Below are 23,156 nucleotides of genomic sequence, written 5' to 3'. Positions count from 1 at the left end.
TGATTTGGCGAAAAGAAAGAAAATAGCAGAAGAAGATATTATCGATTTTTACATGGATGCCGTAGTAAAATATGAAGGCAAGCCGGAATCGATAGAAGACCTTGCTGGAGACTACAATTTTTATCCCGACTCGTTCTACGAACACTTTGAGAGTTTTGAAGATTTGGATAAGGCCATATTCCAGACTTTAATGAACATTTCCATCGCCAATCTGAAGGAAGTCCCCGAATATGGTTCTTTTAGTAAAAAGGATAAACTGTTAAGTCTGTACTATACTTTTTTTGAGAACTTGACCTTGAATCGTGAATTCGCTTTGCTAACCATTAAAAGTTATGGATTGAGCCTTGGGGCGCTCACACTCTTTAATGAATTAAAAAAGAGTTTTGTCAACTTTATTGACTCATTACAACTAGAGACCCTGGGCATAGTGGATAGCTTGGATTCCATTCAAAGAAAATCGGTCAGTGAAGGACTTTGGGTTCAATTTCTTTTAACCATTCGATTTTGGATGTCGGATGATTCTGAAAAATGCCAAAAGACCGACATCTTCATAGAAAAATCAGTCAACACAGGCACCGAGTTGTTGAATACCAAATCGTTGGACAACATTATTGATTTGGGTAAATTTTTATATGCCGAAAAAATAAAGTCGAAAGATTTCTCATGAAAACTTCAAAGACCATACCGATTTCAAAGCTTCACCGTACCACTAAATTGGTAACGACCGGTGCCAAAGTGGGTGTGAATTATTTGAAGTATTATGGAGATAAGATGGTCCACTCTGAAGAAGAAGCCAAAGAACGACTGGACGAAAACAATGCCAGCGACATTTACGATAGCCTAAAAACCTTAAAAGGAAGTGCTTTAAAAATGGCGCAGTTGATGAGCATGGAAAAAAATATCATGCCCAAAGCATTTGTTGAAAAATTCTCGTTATCCCAGTTTTCAGTTCCACCGCTTTCCGCTCCTTTGGTCCTCAAAACTTTCAAAAAGACCTTTGGAAAATTTCCACATCAACTATTTGATAAATTCAACTCACAAGCCATTAATGCCGCCAGCATTGGCCAAGTGCATCAGGCAGAGAAAAATGGCGAAACATTAGCCGTTAAAATCCAATATCCTGGGGTAGCACAAAGCATCAAATCCGATTTGGCTATAGTTAAACCGGTAGCCATGAAAATGTTCAACATTCAGGGGGAACATTCGGAGCAGTATTTTAAAGAATTGGAAAACAAGCTGGAGGAGGAGACCAACTATGTTTTGGAACTATCTCAAAGTCAAGAAATTACAAACTCTTGTAGACACCTTCCCAACTTAAAATTTCCAAGTTATTATCCAGAATTTTCCTCTTCAGAAATCATTACGATGGACTGGATGAACGGTATCCATCTGTCCGAATTTACGGAACGGAATACCAATCAGGAAAGGGCCAATCTGATAGGACAAACTCTTTGGGATTTTTATATGTACCAACTGCATGTTTTACGAAAAGTACATGCCGACCCGCATCCTGGAAATTTTCTAATCTCGGAAGACGATGAGGTCATCGTGTTGGATTTTGGATGCATCAAAGAAATTCCTGAAGATTTCTATGCTCCTTACTTTAATATGTTCAGATTGGAAACATTAGAAAGTCCAGAAAGCTTTAGAGCCACCCTTTTTGACTTGGAAATCCTTAAGAAAGAAGACTCTAAAGAAGAACAAACCTTCTTCACCGAAGCTTTTCTTGAAATTGTAGGATGGTTCACCAAACCTTTTCATGGGGAAACCTTCGATTTTTCCGACTCCACTTTTTTTAATAAAATTTCTGAATTCGGGGAACAGTATCTGAACAAATCGAACCTAAAAAACATGAATGCCAATCGAGGTTCCAAACATATAATTTATATGAATCGAACCTTTTTCGGACTCTTTCGATTATTGTTTGACCTCAAGGCAAAAAACATAAAAATTAACAACTATACCCAGTTTTCAAAAATGCCCATAGGGCAAGGGTAACGCAAATCGCATACGTACATGGCATCAAAAATTAACCTAAAGGATATAGCGCAAGAAGCACTGGACGGAAAGTTCGAACAAATTTCGGGTTATGACGCCGCTTTTCTTTATGCGGAGTCGCCCACAAGTCCCATGCACATAGCGACTTTGTCTATCATGGAAGGTTCTCTGAATTTTAAGGATTTTAAGAAAATTGTCGCCTCTAAGCTTCATTTGATGCCAAAATTTAGGCAACGCTTGTTGCATGTACCTATGGATTTGGATTATCCGTATTGGGTGGACGATCCCAATTTTGAATTGGACCTTCACCTGAATCGAATGAAATTGGCGGACCCATCAAATTGGGAATCCCTACGGAGAACCACTTCACGTATTTTTAGTGCGCCTCTCGATTTAAGACGCCCCCTTTGGTCCATACATTTTATAGAGGGTATTGATGAAATTCCACAGATACCCAAAGGGTCCGTGGCCATTGTAAGCAAAGTGCATCATGTAATGATTGATGGCAATTCTGGGGTTGGGCTTATGGGTATTCTATTTGACCAAGATGCCAAGGTTAAGCCGATTGACAAATCAAAAATTAAGAAATACGACCCTGACCCACTACCAGATGATATCAGCCTACTCTTAAAAAGTGGGTATGGATTCTTAAAAAATCCCTTTAAAATTCCAAGAACGGTGGCCGAGACCGCTGTGGCCTTTGTTCGAAGCCGAGCATCCAAAACCTTGAGTATCCAGAAGGAGTTTGCTACTGCGCGCTATCCCGTTCCGATAACCATTTTCAATGGAAATGTATCCCCAAAAAGAACATGGGGCACGGCAATCCTTTCTTTTGACCGGGTGAACAAGCTGCGTAAATCCACGGGTGGTAGCATCAACGATGTTATTCTTGCTATTTGTGCAGGAGCTTTAAGACGGTATCTTCTGGAAAAGGAAAAATTACCCTTGCAGCCCCTTGTGGCCAATGTTCCCATTTCTATCCGGAATGAGAATGATACCTCTCACAACAATCAAATTGCCAACATGATGATTCAGTTGGCCACGCATATTGAAGACCCTTTGGAGCGTTTAGAATACATACAGGAACAAACCATGTTGGGCAAGTCCAGGCATAAAACCATGGGTGCCAAAACCCTATCAAAAATGGCAGATGCCGTTCCCTTTGGGTTGGCAAACCTTGCGGCTAGGATTTACAGCAAATACAATATTAAAGACTTACATCGTCCCCCTTTCAACGTTACCATTACCAATGTTCCTGGACCTTCTAAACTTCTGTATCTCAACGGGCATAAAGTGGTGGCCATTTTCGGGTTGACTCCAGTTGTTGACGGTTTTGGTTTGATTATCGCAGCTTTCAGCTACAATGGCAACATAAGTATCACCACTACATCTGATAAGCGAACCATGCCGGATGCTTATTTGTTCTCAAGATATATACGAGAATCTGCCAATGAGCTGGAAGGATTGATGGTGCAGCAAAAAAAGAAAAGAGCACCAGAAAAAAAAGAGGTAAAACAAAAAAGCCAAAGCACGGTGTTTTTCAATACCCTGAAGCGGTATTTGAAAAAGGAAAACGGGCTAGTCAAAAAATACGAAGGTATTTACCATATCAATGTCGATATGGGCGCCACCAGTGAGTGTTGGGAAATAGACCTTACCCAAGAGGCTGTCAATATCAAAAAAACTACAAAACTAGATCCAAAAACAGTATTGGAGATAGAAGATGCGAATCTCTATGCCTTATACAAGAAAAAACTGCTTTTTGATGAACTAAAAATTCAGCAACGCTTAAAGCTATCCGGCACTGTGGCGAACAAACGAAAGTTCACTAACCTAATCAAAGCCTTTTTAGACCGATAATATGCACTATAGGACCGATACATTCGAAGCCAAGGACGGTGAAGTCATCTGCTATTATAAATGGCAGGCCGATACATCAAAAAAACAGAGAGGTATCGTTCAAATAGCGCATGGTATTGGTGAACATGCCGGTCGCTATGACAGTATTGCCCATCGACTACAACAAGAAGGCTTTACGGTATATGCCAATGATCATCGCGCCCATGGTAAAACCGCAGAAATCAAAAGATTGTTCGGATTTTATGACGGTACCGATTATTTTGAAGATGTGGTGGAAGACATGCATTCACTGACGAAATTGATGCGTACCGAGCACCCTGAAACCCGGTTTATTTTATTTGGTCATAGCATGGGTTCCCTGTTGAGTCGAAAATATGTGCTTCACTATGGCGAGGAAATGGACGCCCTGATTTTGTCGGGTACAGCTGATTTTATTAACGGATTGGGACACTTTGGCCTTGCCAGCACAAAGGTAGTGAGTGTTTTTAGAGGTAGGGAGCGCGGTAATGAGACCTTAAGGAGCTTTTTCTTTGATGAGTTCAATAAAAAATTCAAACCCAACCGAACCAAATTGGATTGGATAAGCAGTGACGAAGATGCTGTAGATGCCTTTGAATCTGACCCCTATCGCATTGAGAATTTTTCTATTGGCGTATTTCAGGATATCCTTCTCAACTCAAGAGAATTAAACAAAAAAAGCGCTTTTATAAATACTCCGGATGAATTACCCATTTTGATTTTTTCAGGGGACCAAGATCCAGTAGGAGAAATGGGCAAAGGGGTAAGCAAAGTGGCCAATAATTATAAAAAGAACGGTAATGATACCCTTACGTTCAATCTTTATGAGGGCGGAAGGCACGAAATGCTCAACGAAAAGAACCGCAAAGAAGTGGAAGAAGATATTATAACATGGCTTAACACCCACATTCCTTAGACCATGAAAGACAAATTAAATTTATATAAGGCATTTATCAAACTTAACACTACCATGGGTCTACGCAGTAGCCTTTCGGAAAAAGGGGTTAGAAAAATCCTTATAGAAAATTTTGCAGATCACCCAGATTCTGAAGAGTTGATGAAGCTGGTAAAAGAAGATACTCCAGATCGAGAGGAAGACTTAAATTTTCTTTTTAATGAATGTATCCGAATCTGTGATGAGCTAGGACCTAGCCGTGAGTATTTTACCTTGGTTACCTTGTTTGAGCACATTACTGAGGACTTTATCGAAAAAAAGGGTACAAAAGAAGCTATCCTTTTTCAAAATATTTTGGAGCAGTTTCGGCAAGAAATAGCCTTGATTAATCAAAAGATTCCAAAACCTCCTTTGTTTAATATGCTCTTGGAAGGCCGGTCTTTGGTGGAATGGACTTCTATCTACGCCATTTATCCTTTTATTCCCAAACGTATCAAAGGAGAGGGAAGACCTGTTTTACTGATTCCCCCCTATTTGGGAGATGATTATTCCACTTCCTTTGTTAGAAGATATTTGACCTCCTTAGGCTTTAAAACCTATAAATGGGAGCAAGGTTTTAATTTGGTGAAATCCCATTACATACCCAGACTCGAGGAAAAACTGGACGACATTTATAGAACCCATGGGGAAAAGGTAAACATTGTAGGCTGGAGTGGCGGCGGCATATTTGCTAAGATAATGGCCAATCGTCATCCACAGCAGGTGGAACAAATCATTACCATTGGGTCCCCAGTTTGGGGGGTTATGGACATGAAAACACCCGTGAGCGGTATACTGGAGTTTTTTAGGGGCAAATCCCTCAAGGAAAGGAACAAACGTTTTATTGAAGAATTGGAACCAATTCCCAATGTGCCCATAACCTGTATTTATACAAAAACAGATGGGTTGCTACCTTGGAAACATTGCATGGAAGCCGAGAGTTTTAGGGATGATATCAAAAATATCGAGGTTTATGGAAGTCATTCAGGTCTTGGCGCCAACGTCAGTGTCCTATTGATAACGGCCAATGCACTAAGTGCCAATATAAAAGGAAAAACCATCTCGGATACGACCACAAACATTGAACGCATATTATATCCTTTTTACTGGAACAAGAAAAAGAGAAGTTTGTTTTTCTTAAATTAGAAACTAAGGCCAATGGGTAGTATGGAAGACATTATCAACAATCCAAAACTGCAGGAATCTTTAAAGCAAGTTGCTAAAGACCATAAGCTGGATATTAAGGATGTTGAGAAAGAAGCTACCATTTATATTAAAGAGCTTTATGCCCAGCAACATCCACTTACCAAGCTGGTTTCTGTCAAAGGTTTTGATTATATCCTCTCTAGGGCCTATAGCGAAAAAATAGATGTAGACCCCAAGGGAATCAAAAAGCTGATGATGCTGATGCGAAAGCATTCCGTCGCATTTATCATGACCCATAAGACCTATCTAGACACCTTAGTGCTAATTTCCACCTTGGCACGCTATGGAATGCCGGTCCCCTATTCCTTTGGGGGTATTAATTTGGCCTTTCCAGGGCTGAAGCAATTGGGAAAAAATGCAGGAATTGTATTCATTCGGCGAAGTTTCAAGGACAATCCCGTGTACAAAGTAGCCCTTAGACATTACATTTCAACCATCATAGATAAAGGAGATCATCTTACTTGGAACATAGAAGGTACCCGTTCTAGAACTGGTAAAATATTGCATCCCCAGATGGGTATTTTAAAATATATCATGGATGCGGAAAAACAGAGTACTCGGGACGTTAAATACGTTCCTGTCTCCATAGGTTACGACTTAATTCCTGATGTAAAGGAAATGACGGAACAGGCCAAAGGGGCCAAAAAGAAATCGGAAAATGTTGCCGAAGGGATAAAATATATTCAAAGTTTAGGGAGTGACTATGGTCGTGCCGCGATTCGTTTTGGTGACCCTGTGGAAATTGATGAGACCCACAATGTGGTTGTACCCCAATTCGAAGAAGACAGTTACAAAAGCAAAGACACCCTACCCTTTTTCGCTTTTGACTTGATTAATCAAATGTCAAGAATTACCCCGGTTTCAACCGTTTCCCTGATTTGCAATGTATTGCTCAACGACTTTGCCTTGACCAAAAAAGAAATCGAGTTTAAGGTAAAAAAGTTGATGGAGTACATCGGCAAAAAACAAGAAGACGTTTTGATGGACCGTGGCAATCCCATTGCCGTCAGTGTTCAAAAAGCATTAAATCTGTTGCAAGGAGGTCATATTGTACAAAAAAGCAGGGCGGGGCAAAAGGCACAGTATAGCGTAATTAGCTCTGAATACCTGTCAGCTACCTATTACGCGAATATGGTTGCCGGTCATCTATATCATTCCGCTTTTGTGGAAATGGCGCTAGTGCGAATAAAAGATGATAGGACACCAGATAGAATCGTGAATTTTTGGGAGGAAATCATGAGGCTTCGGAATTTGTTCAAGTTTGAGTTTTTCTACACCAATAAGGCAAAATTCAGTGAGGAAATCGAAGGGGAACTCCTGCGATTTGATAAAAATTGGCGGGATATCCTTAGCGACCCAAAAAAAGACGTTTCTGAAATACTGAAAAAACAAAGTCTGTTCATTTCGCGAGCGTTGCTGCTTTCCTACATAGAGGCCAATAAGGTGGTATGCCATACTTTAAGTCAATGGGACGAGAATGATATCTTTTCCGAAGATGAATTTTTGGAATTATGCATTTTTAAGGGAAAAGAATTGCATTGGCACAGCAGAATTACCCGATTGGGTAGTATTTCAAAACCTTTCTTGCAGAATGCGTATCGTTTTGCTGAAAATGCAGGGCTGGGAGTCAAGAATCAAAAAGTGAACAGAAAAGGATTGGAAGCTTGGATGAATCAACTTGACGATTTGACTGAAAGATTATCATATCTCAAAGATATTGAAGTGGAACCGAGTGCCAAAAGTATGGGATTGATTGCAAGTCAAAACATTCTTGTTCCTGAGGCTAAAGAGAAGAAACCCAGAAAAAAAATAGAGGAAGAGGAAGAGGGACCCCACATTACAGCATTTTTTGATTTGGACCGTACGATTATCAATGATTTTTCGGCAAAGCGATTCATGCGGACTCGACTTTTCAGCGGAGAGACCACCGCCAAGGAGTACATTACCCAATTTATGACAGCCTTGGTTTTTTCCTTTGGAAATCGGGATTTTGAGGTATTGACCAAAATCGCTGCTTTAGGGGTCAAAGGGATACCTGAAAAGGTTTTTGCGGACTTGGGCCAAGAAGTGTTTGATGACTTTCTACAGCCTACTATCTATCCCGAATCCCGTGAATTGATTCAAAAACACTTTGAAAGAGGACATCGGGTTGTCATTATTTCTGCCGCCACAGAATATCAAACAAGACCAGTTGCCAAAGCCTTGGGAATTTCCGACATCTATTGCACTGAAATGGAAGTGCAAAATGGGAAATTTACGGGCCGTATAGCGGAAATGCGATGGGGCGAGGGTAAAGCCAGAGCTGCAAGATCCTTTGCAAAGGAAAACAACATCGACTTGTCCAAAAGTTACTTTTATTCGGACAGTTTTGACGACTATCCGCTATTTAAAATTGTGGGCAAACCCGTCGCTACAAACCCAGATAATGCCCTCTCTCAAATTGCGTTTGAAAACGATTGGCCCATTCACAGATTTAAGGAACCTGTTGAAAAACCAGTGGTCAATGGATTGCGAACAGGTTTGGCAGCAGCTAGTATTTATCCTTCCGCGGTGAAAGGTGCCGTAAAAGGTTTGGTAACCCTATCCAAACAGGAGGCGGCCAACACTACTTTTGCAAGTATAGGCGATTTGGGTACGCGCTTGGCCGGATTACAGATTTCTGTACGAGGTAAACGTAACCTCACAGATTTTCGTCCCGCGGTTTTCTGCTTTAATCACCAGAGTGCCGCTGACTTCTTCATCATCATGAAACTTTTACGGAAGGATTTTACCGGTGTTGCCAAAAAAGAACTGGAAAAAACACCTATTGGTCCCATATTTAAGGCACTAGGAGCTATTTATATTGATAGAAGCGATAAAAACAAAGCCATTGAAGCCATGAAACCAGCGGTGGAGGCTTTAAAAAATGGTATTTCAGTGGCCATTGCCCCAGAAGGGACCAGAAGCGGAACACCAGAATTAGGTCCATTTAAAAAAGGTGCCTTTCATTTGGCCATGCAAGCCGGAGTACCCATTGTTCCCATAGTCATCAAGAATGCATATCAGGCCGTAAAAAAAGGTTCAATGATGTTGTACCCCACACATATTGAGGTAGTCGTTTTGGACCCAGTTGAAACCGCACTTTGGAAACGGAAAAATTTAAACCAATATATCGAAGAAGTTCGTGAACTGTTTGTAGCTGAGCTTAGCCACTAGCTGACTTCTTTGACATACCAAACAAAGCATAACATAAATGGCACTAAACGTAGGATTATTGGGTGGGGGTTCTTGGGGCACTACGGTGGCTTCTCTGACAGCAAGAAATGCCAATACCACCATCTGGGCTCGAAATGAAGAAACCGTTGAAGAAATCAATCAATATCGAAAAAATTCCAAATACTTACCCGGGGCACTGCTAAACCGAAATCTTAAGGCATCCCACTCCATAGAAGAAACTGTAAAAAATGCAGACCTGTTGGTTATGGGAATTCCTTCCCAAAATTTTCGCCAAGTGCTGGAAACTGCAAAACCCTTTGTACGCCCTTGGATACCTATCGTGAGCTTGTCCAAAGGCTTGGAGATGGGCACCAAAAAAAGAATGACCGAAGTGATTGAGGAAATCCTACCCGGACACCCAGTAGGAGTACTAACAGGCCCGAACCTTGCCAAGGAGATACACAATGGTCAAGCCGCCGCCGCAGTGGTTGCCATGGTAGATGAAGTCATAGCCAAAAAACTTCAAAGTGTTTTTAACTCTGGGTTATTTCGTGTGTATACGAACAATGATGTAGTAGGTTGCGAACTTGGGGGTGCTTTAAAAAATATTATGGCGATTGCCACTGGGATGGGCGATGGTGCCAATGCAGGAGATAACACAAGGGCTGCCTTAATCACCAGGGGGCTTTCAGAATTGACCCGCTTGGGCACAGCAATGGGTGGAAGAAGGAGAACTTTTGCCGGTCTGGCAGGTATGGGAGACCTGGTAGCTACTTGCAGTAGTGCAAAGAGTAGAAATAGACATGTGGGTTTTCAATTGGGGAAAGGCAAAAAACTAGAAGAAATTATTGAAGAAATGTCGGAAGTGGCCGAAGGAGTAAAAACCGCCAAGGTGGTCATGGAACTTGCACAGGACTACGATGTGCATATGCCCATTTCGGAAGAGGTGTATAAGGTATTGTACGAAGGGAATACAGTCGAGGATGCCTTCCGGGGGTTGTTAAAAATTGAAAGTGGCTCGGAGGCTGAACCTGGATAGGGTTTTCATCATACTGCTTAGACCTAAACCATTTCATATCTGTCTAGCTTCTTCATTGCATAAGGAATTCAAAAAATAAGTACCTTTAGTATATGCAAATGCTAAGGAATTACTTCAAGGGATTTGGGGATATTTCTCCTGAAAACATGGATTATTTATTGAGCCATTGTAAAAATATGGAAGTCCCTAAGGGTATGGAGTTGATAAAACCTAAACAAGAGGTGGATTCGATTTATTTTTTGGAGGAAGGATTTCTTCATTATTACACCTATAATGACTTCGGGGAGCGTGTTACCTTAAAGGTTGTTGAACCCAATTATTGTTGGACCATCATGGACAGTTTTGTCAATCAGGTTCCAAGCACTGAATACTGTGTTGCCTTAAGTCCCGTTCGCCTCTGTGAGTTAAAAAGAGAGAAGTACCAGGCAATCAAATCTGAAAACAAGGAACTCAGCAATTTCATTCAAAGCATCGTAGAACAAATTTTATCTGCCAAGGTTATCGAAGCTAACAAAAAGTCAAAAATGACTGTTGAGCAACGCTACTTGGATTTGCTTGAAAACCATCCCAAAATGGTTCAGGAAGTTCCTGTACAAATCATCGCTTCGCTAATCGGCACTTCCCGAGAGACCTTGCATCGCATTCGCAGAAAGCTAGCCGCTGCATAACCTTTAAAAAATGTTAATGTGTCAAATGACACAGCCTTTTCATGATTTAGATTCGAATTTTAGGGTATTACTCGAAACAAGAACTTCTAAACACTTTCGTCATGAAAAAATACTCATTTGCCCTTTTTGCCCTTCTGTCTTTTTTTATCCTGGGTCAAGGAAACGCCCAGAAAAAACAATTTAAGCACACCGTAACAATCAACGATACCCAAGAAAATGTATGGAATGCCCTTATGGACTATTCCAGCTATAAGTTATGGGATAACAATATCGTTGATGTACGTTGTCCTGATGAGTTGAAAAAAAGACAAAACTGCCAAGTTATTGTAGAATCAGGTCAGATTTACGATGTTGAAATATTTGAAATCGTTGAAAACGAATCCTGCACCTTGCGCTATAACCTTCCCACGGGCACCCTTTATATGCAGCGAACACTAAAAGCAGGTTCTCCTTTAGAGCTTTCTGAAACTGTTTGGTATCGTGGAATCTCCCAAAAAACATTTGAGAGGTATAAAGGTGAAAATTATGAAGAGTCCATAAAGGAAAAGCTTGTGGGCTTCAAAAACTATATCGAGAAGACGAGCGGCAACGGGAAGTAAGCTCTTCAATTATAAAAGGGTAAGACCACGGTTTTACCCTTATTTTCTCGGTTGTAGCTTTAGTATCTCCTCTATGAAAGTGTTTGTTTCTTTTTTTACAGAAGCTAAGTCTTTGGACGTAATATAAGATGCAACCACATGGTCCCCTACCTCGGGAAAGGCTGTTTTACGCTTCAAAGACTTCGGCGTTCCCAACTGTTCAAACATGCTAAGCATCGCTGGAACCGAAACCACCTTATCCTGTATGGAATCGTTCTTATAAAAATACCCCATGAAAACTGGTTGGTTCACCGCTTTAAAAGTCTCCTCAGTCATCGTATGGTCCACTAAAGCCTGAAGATGGGTCAAAGCCTCAACACGGTATTTATGCGTCCAATATTTCTGCTTTAGTGCATTGGCTTCAAATTCATGATAATCTCCTTGTTTTACCATTCTGGCTAATTGAAGACCCCATGGACCAGCCAAAACTTTTGCGTTCGTATCGTAGATTTCAATATTCGGGGAATATAAAATCAAACCCGCGATATCTTTATCCCCTCTTGCTAAATGCAACGCCAAGGTTCCTCCCGTCGAAGTGGCCATTAGAATCACTTTTTCACCTAGCTGTTTTCCGATAGCAATGGCTTCCTTAGCCGAGTTTATCAAATCATTGGCCGTCAAATTCAGCATAGGTTCTTCCTCTTGTAAACCATGTCCTGCCAGCCTAGGCAGGTATAAATTGCATCCATAGCGTTTTGCTGTTTCGATGTGCAAGGGGTCTCCTTCTTCTTGACTTGCCGACCAACCGTGCAAATAAACAATACTGTATTCGGTCTTTTGAGGTAAGCTGTCGTGCCAAATTATTCTCGACTCATTATCCTTTTTTATGTGAGGCGTATTTTGTTCTCGGTTTACAATCATTTCCTCCAAAGCAAGGAGATTACTTGGAACAGAAGGTAGCGAAATGGTTAGGTCCGGTTTTTCCACCTTTGGACCTACAAAATAAACCAAGACTACAAGACCAAAGACCACAACAAGTCCTTTGAGCAACTTTTTAAGGGTTTTCATAAGAAAGGTTTGTCTTGATATGTTTCAAATCATTTGAGAGGTCATTGCCTAAATATACTATTTTCGTAACACGTACTTGGAGACGGTTAATGATAAATACTAAGAAACTACTTAAAAATCTTGGACCTGGATTGTTGTTTGCGTCCATGGCAATCGGAACATCCCATTTAGTGTTGTCCACCAAAGCAGGGGCGCAATATGGCTGGATTATGATAGTTCCGATAGTCCTAGCCAACCTCTTTAAATATCCCTTCTTTGAATTTGGTATTCGATATACCACAGTTACCCAAAAAAGCCTTATTCAAGGGTATTTGAACATGGGCAAGGGATATCTTTGGATATATGCCCTAGTTACTTTGGTCTCCACCTTTACCATTTTGGCCGCACTTTATATTGTGACCTCTGGTCTATTTATGAACTTGTTTCAGCTGGATTCCATTGACCCTGGACTGGTTTCCCTGGGGCTCTTTGCATTTATCAGTAGCATATTGATTATTGGGAGGTATCAATTTTTGGAAAACTCCTTGAAGGCAGTGGTCACTGTCCTTTTCGTTGCTCTTCTGATTACCACCTTTTTGGTGGTTCAAAAAGGTCCGGTAACTCCAATTGTCGATTACCAAGCTCCCGAAATCTTTAATGAAGTAGGCATCCTCTTTCTTATCAGTCTAATGGGCTGGATGCCAACTGCGGTTGAGGCTTCTGGTTGGGTAAGTTTATGGAGTATCGAGAATCAAAACACCCAAAAAGTCAAACCCTCCCTAAAAATGGCACTACAAGAATTCAATCTCGGTTATATCCTAACTGCGGTTCTGGCGATTTTCTTTTTAATTATTGGGTGGCTCACGCTCTATGGAACTGGAATTGAATTAAGCGGGAATGCCGTCATATTTGCGGACCAAGTTATTACACTCTTTACCTCACATATAGGAAACTGGACCTATAGTTTGATTGCTATTGCGGCCTTCGCGACCATGTTCAGTACCTGTATGACCGCCCATGATGCGGTTACACGGGTCAGTATCGATGTACTAAAGAAATTGACTCCGGATTCAACATTTTTTCACCATAAAAGGACTTTCGCAATTGGCATTATTCTAATGGCCTTAATTAATTGGGTAGTTATTGTCGCTTTCGCGTCCAATATGGGAGATTTAGTAGCACTTGCCACCTTTGTGTCCTTTGTAATGGCGCCTTTGGTAGGATGGATGAATTTAAAAGCAGTAATGGGAAAGGATATGCCAACCAAACACCGACCAAAAAAGGCCTTACAGGGACTTACCTATACAGGAATTGTTTTTCTATCCCTATTTGCTCTGTATTATTGCTGGATTGTTGTCAGCTAATAGGGTTTATTTGAATAGTAGATTGTCGTTCAAAACCACTATCAGGGTTCTTTGGTTTTGTTTGTGAAGCACCTCCAGACAATACACTCCGTTCGTACAGTTATTTAAAATTTTTTGTTCTCCGTATCCTACACTATACAAAATACTGGACGCTGGAACTCCTTGGTCAATCAAATATTTCTTCACAGCATCTGATCGGGCTTGTGTAAGCCTAAAATTGGTACTGGTGCCTCCCCTGCTGTCAGTATACGTCTCTATTCTTAATTGAGCCGCGGGGAAATTCTGAACGAAATCCACTACCTTATCCAGCTCCGCCATAACTGTGGCATCAAGTCGGGTTTGTCCTCTACCGAAGAAGAACTTTTGAAGTTTAACTACGGTTTGATTTTCCTTTTCCTCCACCAAATCATCATAAAGTGAGATATCAATATTGAAATCTTTTCCCGATAGTTCCTCAATTTCTGATTCATCCAATTTTTTCGAAAAATTGGAATAACGGTCTTTTGTGGATGTTATGGTGATTTCTTCTCGCCATGGAATTTCCAGACGATAATCGCCGTTTTCATTGGATACCGTCTCTTTGATAATATTACCATTGGATTCCATCAACCTAATCGCAACATTACCCACGGACTGTGATGCATCATAGGTCTTGACCACCTTACCCTTAAGGGTAATGGTTTTAAGACCCGGTTTTTCTGCTACTTTGAAGCCGTAAATATCATCACTCCCCTTGCCCCCATCTCTATTTGAAGCGAAATAACCCAAAAGACCCTCACCTTCGTTCCGTATGATCATTCCGAAGTCATCTGCTGTAGAATTTATGCCAGACCCAAGATTCACCGGTATGCTAAATGTATCCCGTGATTCAATAGTACTTTGGTAAATATCCATTCCGCCTAGACCATAAAAGACGTCTGAGGCAAAGTAAAAGCTACCTTCAAAAAGAAAGGGTGATATCTCGTTACCTGACGAATTTATGCGAGGTCCCAAGTTGACTGGGGCAGACATAATTTGCCCGTTATTGGTCGCTACGTAATATAGGTCAGTTCCTCCATACCCATCCTCAAAATTAGCGGCAAAGTAGAGCCTTCCTGTTTTTTCATCATAAAATGGGTAATAGAAGGACGTACTTAAATCCCTAAACAGTAATTGGGGTGCACTTCCCAGCGAAAGTTTGGCTATGGACAGTGCATTTTTCCCATTTTCATTAAAAACCAGTTCTCCATCATCCGTATTGGAAGCTACGTAAAATACCGTTTTCAAGTTTTTTGAGTAGTAGGGTGTTGCTTTATGATAATTGGAAGCCGGGATTTCTGTAAATACGCTTACATTCTCAATTTGGCCTGTACCGAGGATATCAGCCTTGTAAATATTCAAGAATCCTTCCTCACCTGAAGAATTTCGTCTCTTTTTATCCTGCTTTCTTCCACTCGAAAAAAGCATATCATCTTCAAAAAAGGTGGGTGAAAAATCGGATTGTGGGCTATTACCGGTCACATTGAAAATTTCATAGTCCAAGCCTTCCGGGTCCGGTTGCCTTAAAAGGGATACGTTAAATTCTGAATTCTCCAGCAATTCCTTGGAAATGAAGCTTGGTTTATCCACGAGAAGCGCATCAACTTGGTCAAAACTACCTATTGCAGAAAGGCTTTGCAAAAGCATATTAAACTGAAGACCTGTTAAGTTTTCTTCATCCTCCCCATATATTTTTAAGTATAAGTTCGATGCTTTCTCAAAACTTCCTGTTTTGTAGTAGGAATCAGCCAGATTTAGCTGTTGTTGCTTACTTAGTAAAGTACCTTTGGATTGTTCCCGCTCATATGAAGCGATTGCTTGCGTATAAGCATATTGGAAAAAATAATCGTCCCCTTTCAATTTTTTCCCTTGTGCAAACGACGAAAGTGCCATTAAACCAATGACAAATGATAACCCTATATTTCGCGTAAGCCTCATTTCAGAAAAATCTTGGTGAATCAATTTGCTTTCTTTTTCCTTTAGGTAATTTATCTTTTTTTCCCGACTTGTTTCCAGTACCAGAACCACCTTTCCCCAAATAAAATTTCAATATGGCTTCATGCGAGTCTCCACTAAACTCTCCCAATCCGTTTGTATTGTAATCGTAGTTATATCCTATAAAAAGACTATTGGATATCTGAAAACCAGCTAAGCCGCTTACGGCATTATCAAAACGGTAAGCAGCTCCGAGGGTAAAAGCATCCAAAAATTGAAAGTTGGCCGACAGATTAACGGTTACTGGCAATCCCTCGAGATAGTTCACCAAAAAAGCGGGTTTAAACTTGGTCCTATCCGAAATATCAAAAATATACCCTCCTATAAAAGTAAACTGCATATTGTCTTCTATCACAGTGGCCACTTCATCATTATACAATCCATTGGTCAAAAAATTGGGCACGGAAAGTCCGGTATACCAATTGTCATCATATAAAAAAAGTCCTGCGCCCACAACGGGATAGAATTCATTGATAGGTTGCCCTGTTGTAGCCGGGTCGTTTGGATCGAAGAAAGTTCCTTCAGAAAAATCCAAATTCAACAACGAACCCCCTCCTGAAAGGCCGAATGATAGTTTAGTATTCTCGGATAGGTTTATTTGATAGGAATAGGAAACCGTAATAAACGTTTGGTCAGAAGGGCCCAAAGCATCATTGATTACGTTAAGGCCTAAACCTGTACGCTCATTGTTGAATGGGATATTTAGCCCAAATCTGATGGTTGTAGGCGCCCCTGGTACATCTATCCATTGTGCTCTGTACAAACCGGTAACATCCATATTCTCAACAGTACCTACGTAAGCTGGATTGAAACTACCCACATTATACATGTATTGGGTATACTGAGGTTCCTGTTGAGCGATACAACAACTTATTGCAGCTAAGAATGCAACAATAAAACCTCGTATCATACTTGTCCTCTTCATTATCCTAATCACCGTATTATTTGAATCCATCCTCGTTGGGGTTCGGTTTCATTGCCCAAATCCAAAACATAGAAGTAGGTCCCTTTGGGTAAATTACCATTACTTCCCGTACCATCCCAAGTACTATCATAACCATTTGCCTCAAATACACTATTGCCATATCGGTCAAAGACCTCCAATCTGTTATTGGGGAATTCGTTATTCGGGTCTATAAATCTTAAGGTGTCATTTACCCCATCACCATTTGGAGAAAAAATATTACATAGCGTTCCTGGTTCAGAACAAGGACTTTGGGATACATTCACTGATGCAGTAGCCGTATTGTTACTGGTGTCACCATCAACTGGTAAGGAGGATGAAATGGTTGCCGTATTAATCAATTGTCCTGTCGCTAATACCCTTACCGTAATTTCCAATGTTAAGGGATCTTCTTCCAAGCCCGTAAGTTCAGGTATTGTCCAAAGTCCTGTGATAGCATCATAACTGCCTATTGAAGGGGTGTCGGAAACATATTCAAAACCGGAATCGGCTCCAATCAAATCACTCACAACAATATCCAAGATTCTATCTGACATAGTGTTCTCAAGGGTAATCCTAAAAACCACCGTTGAACCCAAAAGTGGTGTATTAGTCCCAAGTACTTCTTTTGAAATCGCCAAATCGATAGGTAAAGGGTTACAGTCGGGAGTCAAAAAGGGGTCGCAAGCATCTAACGGGTCAGTTGCGACTTCAGGTACGACGACCGTGCTTGGGTCATCTACGACCAATACTTCCTCTCCATCCGTCAATCCGTCTCCATCTGTATCTGGATTGTTAGGGTTAGTCCCTAAACTTAACTCTTCAGAATCCCGAAGTCCATCCCCATCGCTATCCACAATACAAGCACTTACAGAAATCGATATTTGAACGGAGCTATTTACACAGGGTGCCACAGCGCCTGTGGTAGTGTATTCAAAAACATAATTACCTGCAGGTTGCCCTTCAAAATCTACATTATTCTCAGCGGCAATAACTACGGCACCATCATTAGGTTGTGATATGATTACCCATGTTCCTGGATCTGCGCCGGTCAAAGTAGTATCTAAATCGATAACCGTTGGTCCTCCATTGCCAGCCACATTGCAGGCCTCAGTATTTTCAGGAACCCCTGGCGAAGGATTGTTATTAACGGTTGCCACTACTTCTGTTCTTGGCGAGGCACATCCGTTGGAAGTAGCCTCTACAAAAAAGGACGTGGTTGTTGCAATACTTGGTGTATCAAAACTAGGTCCTGTGCCCAGTACTACACCTCCTGTCGCGGATGCATACCAAAGTAAGGTCGCACTATCTGGCGTTGTTGCATTCAAGGTAACTGACCCCTCTCCACAACGAGTAGCTCCGGTTGTGCTATCCACAGATGGGGTAATATTTCTATTTAGGGTAACCGTGAGGATTGGACTCGCACATAAATTGATTTCATCATAGAAAAAACCAAAATACGACCCGGATGCCACCACATTGCTATCGATAAAAGCGGCGGTATTCGTAATGTCTGAGTCTACACTCCAGGTCAGGACGCTTCCGGCAGGAGCCGTATTGGTGACATAGTCATTTAGGTCAGCAACCACAACATCGCAGAAATCGGTGGGTTGGGATGTGTCCAATGCCGGGGCAACGTTTCCTGCGTCACAGGGAAGAGAACAGTCAATTACGGAAACCACTAAATCTTCTGTTTGATTTATACACGGGGCATCAGCATCACTGGTTGTGTAAGTGAAAGTATAATCTCCTTGGGGCTGGCCATTAAAGTTTACTATGTTTCCGGCAATGATTGTTATCGATGCCCCACCTGGAGAATCGGTCAATAACCAAGTTCCTGCATCCGCTCCTACCAGTTGATCATCCAAATCCACCACGCTGTTCCCATCATTGGAATCATCACAAGTGGAAACATTGGTAGCGGTACCTGCCGAGGGCGTGGTATTCTGTGTCAACTCTACAGTAAATGTTGGACTCGTACAATCGTTAAGGGCATCATAGAAAAATCCGAAATAGGTGCCTGGCGCGTTTACAGTACTAAAATTCAAAAATGTACTGCTATCCGAAACATCCGAAGACGTACTCCACCTAAGGTCGGACCCAGCAGGAGGCACACTGTTTGTATAGTCATCCAAATCTTGGACAAAGGCATCACAAAACACAGTGGCAACTGAACCATTAGGTGCTGGGGGAGTGTCCCCCGCAAAGCACGAATTTTTGGTCGCGGTGTCCTCCGCCGCCAGACCCGTGCCGTTGGCATTGGTCAGGGTCACGCTCAGGGTGACCGTGCCGTCCGCAAGACCGCTCAGGTCGATGCCCGTTATGTTGTCCGTAGCCGTGGTTATCGTGCCGCTGTCGGCAACCGTGCCCGCTCCCCCGTCGCTGCTGAAGCTATAGTTGTACGTCGCGCCGACCTGCGCATCGGCAAAGGTGAAGCCCACGGCCGCCTGGTTGACCGTCGTGATGGGGTCCTGGTCGATGGCCACCGTGTAGCCCGAAGGGACCGAAGTCGATTTGGTCGCGGTGTCCTCCGCCGCCAGACCCGTGCCGTTGGCATTGGTCAGGGTCACGCTCAGGGTGACCGTGCCGTCCGCAAGACCGCTCAGGTCGATGCCCGTTATGTTGTCCGTAGCCGTGGTTATCGTGCCGCTGTCGGCAACCGTGCCCGCTCCCCCGTCGCTGCTGAAGCTATAGTTGTACGTCGCGCCGACCTGCGCATCGGCAAAGGTGAAGCCCACGGCCGCCTGGTTGACCGTCGTGATGGGGTCCTGGTCGATGGCCACCGTGTAGCCCGAAGGGACCGAAGTCGATTTGGTCGCGGTGTCCTCCGCCGCCAGACCCGTGCCGTTGGCATTGGTCAGGGTCACGCTCAGGGTGACCGTGCCGTCCGCAAGACCGCTCAGGTCGATGCCCGTTATGTTGTCCGTAGCCGTGGTTATCGTGCCGCTGTCGGCAACCGTGCCCGCTCCCCCGTCGCTGCTGAAGCTATAGTTGTACGTCGCGCCGACCTGCGCATCGGCAAAGGTGAAGCCCACGGCCGCCTGGTTGACCGTCGTGATGGGGTCCTGGTCGATGGCCACCGTGTAGCCCGAAGGGACCGAAGTCGATTTGGTCGCGGTGTCCTCCGCCGCCAGACCCGTGCCGTTGGCATTGGTCAGGGTCACGCTCAGGGTGACCGTGCCGTCCGCAAGACCGCTCAGGTCGATGCCCGTTATGTTGTCCGTAGCCGTGGTTATCGTGCCGCTGTCGGCAACCGTGCCCGCTCCCCCGTCGCTGCTGAAGCTATAGTTGTACGTCGCGCCGACCTGCGCATCGGCAAAGGTGAAGCCCACGGCCGCCTGGTTGACCGTCGTGATGGGGTCCTGGTCGATGGCCACCGTGTAGCCCGAAGGGACCGAAGTCGATTTGGTCGCGGTGTCCTCCGCCGCCAGACCCGTGCCGTTGGCATTGGTCAGGGTCACGCTCAGGGTGACCGTGCCGTCCGCAAGACCGCTCAGGTCGATGCCCGTTATGTTGTCCGTAGCCGTGGTTATCGTGCCGCTGTCGGCAACCGTGCCCGCTCCCCCGTCGCTGCTGAAGCTATAGTTGTACGTCGCGCCGACCTGCGCATCGGCAAAGGTGAAGCCCACGGCCGCCTGGTTGACCGTCGTGATGGGGTCCTGGTCGATGGCCACCGTGTAGCCCGAAGGGACCGAAGTCGATTTGGTCGCGGTGTCCTCCGCCGCCAGACCCGTGCCGTTGGCATTGGTCAGGGTCACGCTCAGGGTGACCGTGCCGTCCGCAAGACCGCTCAGGTCGATGCCCGTTATGTTGTCCGTAGCCGTGGTTATCGTGCCGCTGTCGGCAACCGTGCCCGCTCCCCCGTCGCTGCTGAAGCTATAGTTGTACGTCGCGCCGACCTGCGCATCGGCAAAGGTGAAGCCCACGGCCGCCTGGTTGACCGTCGTGATGGGGTCCTGGTCGATGGCCACCGTGTAGCCCGAAGGGACCGAAGTCGATTTGGTCGCGGTGTCCTCCGCCGCCAGACCCGTGCCGTTGGCATTGGTCAGGGTCACGCTCAGGGTGACCGTGCCGTCCGCAAGACCGCTCAGGTCGATGCCCGTTATGTTGTCCGTAGCCGTGGTTATCGTGCCGCTGTCGGCAACCGTGCCCGCTCCCCCGTCGCTGCTGAAGCTATAGTTGTACGTCGCGCCGACCTGCGCATCGGCAAAGGTGAAGCCCACGGCCGCCTGGTTGACCGTCGTGATGGGGTCCTGGTCGATGGCCACCGTGTAGCCCGAAGGGACCGAAGTCGATTTGGTCGCGGTGTCCTCCGCCGCCAGACCCGTGCCGTTGGCATTGGTCAGGGTCACGCTCAGGGTGACCGTGCCGTCCGCAAGACCGCTCAGGTCGATGCCCGTTATGTTGTCCGTAGCCGTGGTTATCGTGCCGCTGTCGGCAACCGTGCCCGCTCCCCCGTCGCTGCTGAAGCTATAGTTGTACGTCGCGCCGACCTGCGCATCGGCAAAGGTGAAGCCCACGGCCGCCTGGTTGACCGTCGTGATGGGGTCCTGGTCGATGGCCACCGTGTAGCCCGAAGGGACTTGTGCGAATCCACTTGAATAAATAAATAGGAAGAAGACAAAGCTCAAGAAAAGCTTCTCAAAGCCATAAGAGTAATTCGAATTTGAGGTTTTATTTCGTATGAAAAATGTGACCTTATCCATAAATTTTAATAGGGCCAGCACAAGTGTTATTTTGGAATTTGGGGCAAAGCCAATATTACTAAAAAAAGGAGGATTCGCCCAACTTTGTGGTTTAAATCTACCTTTCTTGGTTAAATTACATTCTGATGAAAGTAGTATGATTTTATACGGTTGCCGAAGCAGTCTCCATGCCAGAGTCAATTTTTCGGACCAAGCCTTGTAAAACTTTGCCTGGACCTACTTCAACAAAGGATGTTGCGCCGTCTTTTACCATATTTTGAACACTTTGTGTCCATTTTACAGGAGCGGTCAATTGTGCAATAAGGTTGGCCTTGATTTCCTCGGGGTCATTTACTGCCGAAGTGGTTACATTTTGATATATGGGACATGCGGGTTGATTAAATGCTGTGTTCTCAATAGCCGCTGCCAACTCCTCCCTGGCTGGTTCCATTAGAGGAGAGTGAAAGGCGCCACCAACCGGAAGCAACAGTGCTCTGCGCGCGCCAGCTTCCTTCAAACTTTCGCATGCCAGGTTTACCGCCTCCACTTCTCCAGAAATGACCAGTTGCCCTGGACAGTTATAATTTGCGGCTACAACTATACCTGGAGTTTCTTCGCATATCTTTTCCACCACCTCATCATCCAAGCCTAAAACGGCTGCCATCGTACTGGGCTTTAATTCACAGGCTTTCTGCATGGCCATGGCCCGTTGGGAAACTAATTTCAGTGCATCTTCAAAACCTAAAGTATTGTTGGCAACAAGGGCCGAGAATTCCCCCAGTGAATGGCCCGCCACCATATCCGGTTTAAAAGTTTCTCCCAAGACTTTACTCAGAATTACCGAATGCAGGAAAATAGCGGGTTGTGTGACTTTGGTCTGTTTTAGTTCTTCCACAGTACCCTCAAACATGATATCGGTTATGGAAAACCCAAGAATATCATTCGCTTGTTCAAAGTACTCTTGTGCCAAGGAATGGTTTTCATATAAATCCAAGCCCATTCCTACAAATTGTGCCCCTTGTCCGGGGAAAACATATGCCTTCATCGGTAATTATTTAGTTGACTGCAAAAGTAGGGATATTTTAGGAGGGATTATTCTTTAAACCAACTTGCGTATTTGACATAGGCATCGGCAATTCTGTCGATTTCCCCTGACATTAATTCGGGACTAACGTTCTTAATTTTTCTTGCTGGTATTCCCGCATAAATACTTCCTGCTTCCACATGGGTGCCCTGAGTGACTACTGCTCCGGCCGCAATGATTGAATTGCTCTCCACAACACAATCATCCATGATTATGCTTCCCATACCGACAAGGACGTTGTCTTTAATGGTACACCCATGAACAATGGCATTATGTCCAATGGAAACATTATTTCCAATATCTGTAGGTGATTTTTTATAAGTACAATGCACCACGGCACCGTCTTGAACATTTACTTTATTACCCATTTTGATATAATGAACGTCTCCACGCAACACCGCGCTATACCAGATACTACAGTCATTTCCCATGACGACATCCCCTACCACTACCGCATTTTCGGCAATAAAACAGTTTTTCCCGATTACGGGTGATTTTCCTCTTACTGATCTTTTAATCATATC

General features: G+C 43.8%; 16 protein-coding genes. 10 read left to right on the top strand and 6 right to left on the bottom strand.

What is annotated here, in order from left to right:
• Positions 1–4 precede the first annotated feature (4 nt).
• The 9 genes from ACSLUF_RS03315 (at position 5) to ACSLUF_RS03275 (ending at position 11,517) form a co-directional block, all read left to right on the top strand.
• Positions 5–667 (top strand): TetR family transcriptional regulator C-terminal domain-containing protein, encoded by a 663-nt coding sequence (locus ACSLUF_RS03315; protein ID WP_435624711.1) that lies wholly within the window; start codon positions 5–7, stop codon positions 665–667.
• Positions 664–1,998 (top strand): ABC1 kinase family protein, encoded by a 1,335-nt coding sequence (locus tag ACSLUF_RS03310; RefSeq protein WP_435624710.1) that lies wholly within the window; start codon positions 664–666, stop codon positions 1,996–1,998. The genes ACSLUF_RS03315 and ACSLUF_RS03310 overlap by 4 nt, the downstream gene beginning before the upstream one ends.
• An 18-nt stretch (positions 1,999–2,016) precedes the next feature.
• Positions 2,017–3,858, top strand: coding sequence for a WS/DGAT/MGAT family O-acyltransferase (locus ACSLUF_RS03305; RefSeq protein ID WP_435624709.1), 1,842 nt, complete (start codon positions 2,017–2,019; stop codon positions 3,856–3,858).
• A gap of 1 nt (position 3,859) precedes the next feature.
• Entirely contained in the window at positions 3,860–4,792 is a 933-nt protein-coding gene (locus ACSLUF_RS03300) for an alpha/beta fold hydrolase (RefSeq protein WP_435624708.1), read from the top strand.
• A 3-nt stretch (positions 4,793–4,795) separates the two neighbouring features.
• A complete protein-coding gene (locus ACSLUF_RS03295; RefSeq protein WP_435624707.1) occupies positions 4,796–5,956 on the top strand; it encodes an esterase/lipase family protein in 1,161 nt (386 codons plus the stop codon).
• 12 nt (positions 5,957–5,968) lie between these two features.
• Positions 5,969–9,211: an HAD-IB family hydrolase gene (locus ACSLUF_RS03290; protein WP_435624706.1), complete on the top strand. Its 3,243-nt coding sequence runs from the start codon at positions 5,969–5,971 to the stop codon at positions 9,209–9,211.
• Positions 9,212–9,248: 37 nt separating this feature from the next.
• Entirely contained in the window at positions 9,249–10,250 is a 1,002-nt protein-coding gene (locus tag ACSLUF_RS03285) for an NAD(P)H-dependent glycerol-3-phosphate dehydrogenase (RefSeq protein ID WP_435624705.1), read from the top strand.
• A 98-nt stretch (positions 10,251–10,348) separates the two neighbouring features.
• On the top strand, positions 10,349–10,918 hold the full coding sequence (locus tag ACSLUF_RS03280) for a Crp/Fnr family transcriptional regulator (RefSeq protein ID WP_435624704.1): 570 nt from the start codon (positions 10,349–10,351) through the stop codon (positions 10,916–10,918).
• A gap of 101 nt (positions 10,919–11,019) precedes the next feature.
• Entirely contained in the window at positions 11,020–11,517 is a 498-nt protein-coding gene (locus ACSLUF_RS03275; RefSeq protein WP_435624703.1) for a hypothetical protein, read from the top strand.
• A gap of 39 nt (positions 11,518–11,556) precedes the next feature.
• Here the strand turns inward: ACSLUF_RS03275 and ACSLUF_RS03270 are convergent, their stop codons facing one another.
• Positions 11,557–12,564, bottom strand: a complete 1,008-nt coding sequence (locus ACSLUF_RS03270) for an alpha/beta hydrolase (RefSeq protein WP_435624702.1) — start codon at positions 12,562–12,564, stop codon at positions 11,557–11,559.
• A gap of 89 nt (positions 12,565–12,653) precedes the next feature.
• On the opposite strand from ACSLUF_RS03270, the gene ACSLUF_RS03265 reads away from it, so the two are divergent.
• Positions 12,654–13,907: an NRAMP family divalent metal transporter gene (locus ACSLUF_RS03265; RefSeq protein WP_435624701.1), complete on the top strand. Its 1,254-nt coding sequence runs from the start codon at positions 12,654–12,656 to the stop codon at positions 13,905–13,907.
• A gap of 6 nt (positions 13,908–13,913) precedes the next feature.
• Here the strand turns inward: ACSLUF_RS03265 and ACSLUF_RS03260 are convergent, their stop codons facing one another.
• The 5 genes from ACSLUF_RS03260 to ACSLUF_RS03240 all read right to left on the bottom strand — a co-directional run bounded on the left by ACSLUF_RS03260 (position 13,914) and on the right by ACSLUF_RS03240 (position 23,153).
• Positions 13,914–15,863 (bottom strand): OmpA family protein, encoded by a 1,950-nt coding sequence (locus ACSLUF_RS03260; RefSeq protein ID WP_435624700.1) that lies wholly within the window; start codon positions 15,861–15,863, stop codon positions 13,914–13,916.
• A 1-nt stretch (position 15,864) separates the two neighbouring features.
• On the bottom strand, positions 15,865–16,875 hold the full coding sequence (locus ACSLUF_RS03255; protein ID WP_435624699.1) for a PorP/SprF family type IX secretion system membrane protein: 1,011 nt from the start codon (positions 16,873–16,875) through the stop codon (positions 15,865–15,867).
• Entirely contained in the window at positions 16,854–20,621 is a 3,768-nt protein-coding gene (locus tag ACSLUF_RS03250) for a gliding motility-associated C-terminal domain-containing protein (RefSeq protein ID WP_435624698.1), read from the bottom strand. Before ACSLUF_RS03250 ends, ACSLUF_RS03255 begins: the two co-directional genes overlap by 22 nt.
• A gap of 1,090 nt (positions 20,622–21,711) precedes the next feature.
• A complete protein-coding gene (gene fabD / locus ACSLUF_RS03245; RefSeq protein WP_435624697.1) occupies positions 21,712–22,593 on the bottom strand; it encodes an ACP S-malonyltransferase in 882 nt (293 codons plus the stop codon).
• 47 nt (positions 22,594–22,640) lie between these two features.
• Complete coding sequence (locus ACSLUF_RS03240) at positions 22,641–23,153, bottom strand: gamma carbonic anhydrase family protein (RefSeq protein WP_435624696.1); 513 nt, start codon at positions 23,151–23,153, stop codon at positions 22,641–22,643.
• Positions 23,154–23,156 lie beyond the last annotated feature (3 nt).

This window comes from Flagellimonas sp. (genome assembly GCF_965601775.1).
GTDB lineage: Bacteria > Bacteroidota > Bacteroidia > Flavobacteriales > Flavobacteriaceae > Flagellimonas.
Note: the sequence above shows the minus strand (reverse complement) of the source record. Positions and strands in the feature narration are given on the sequence as shown.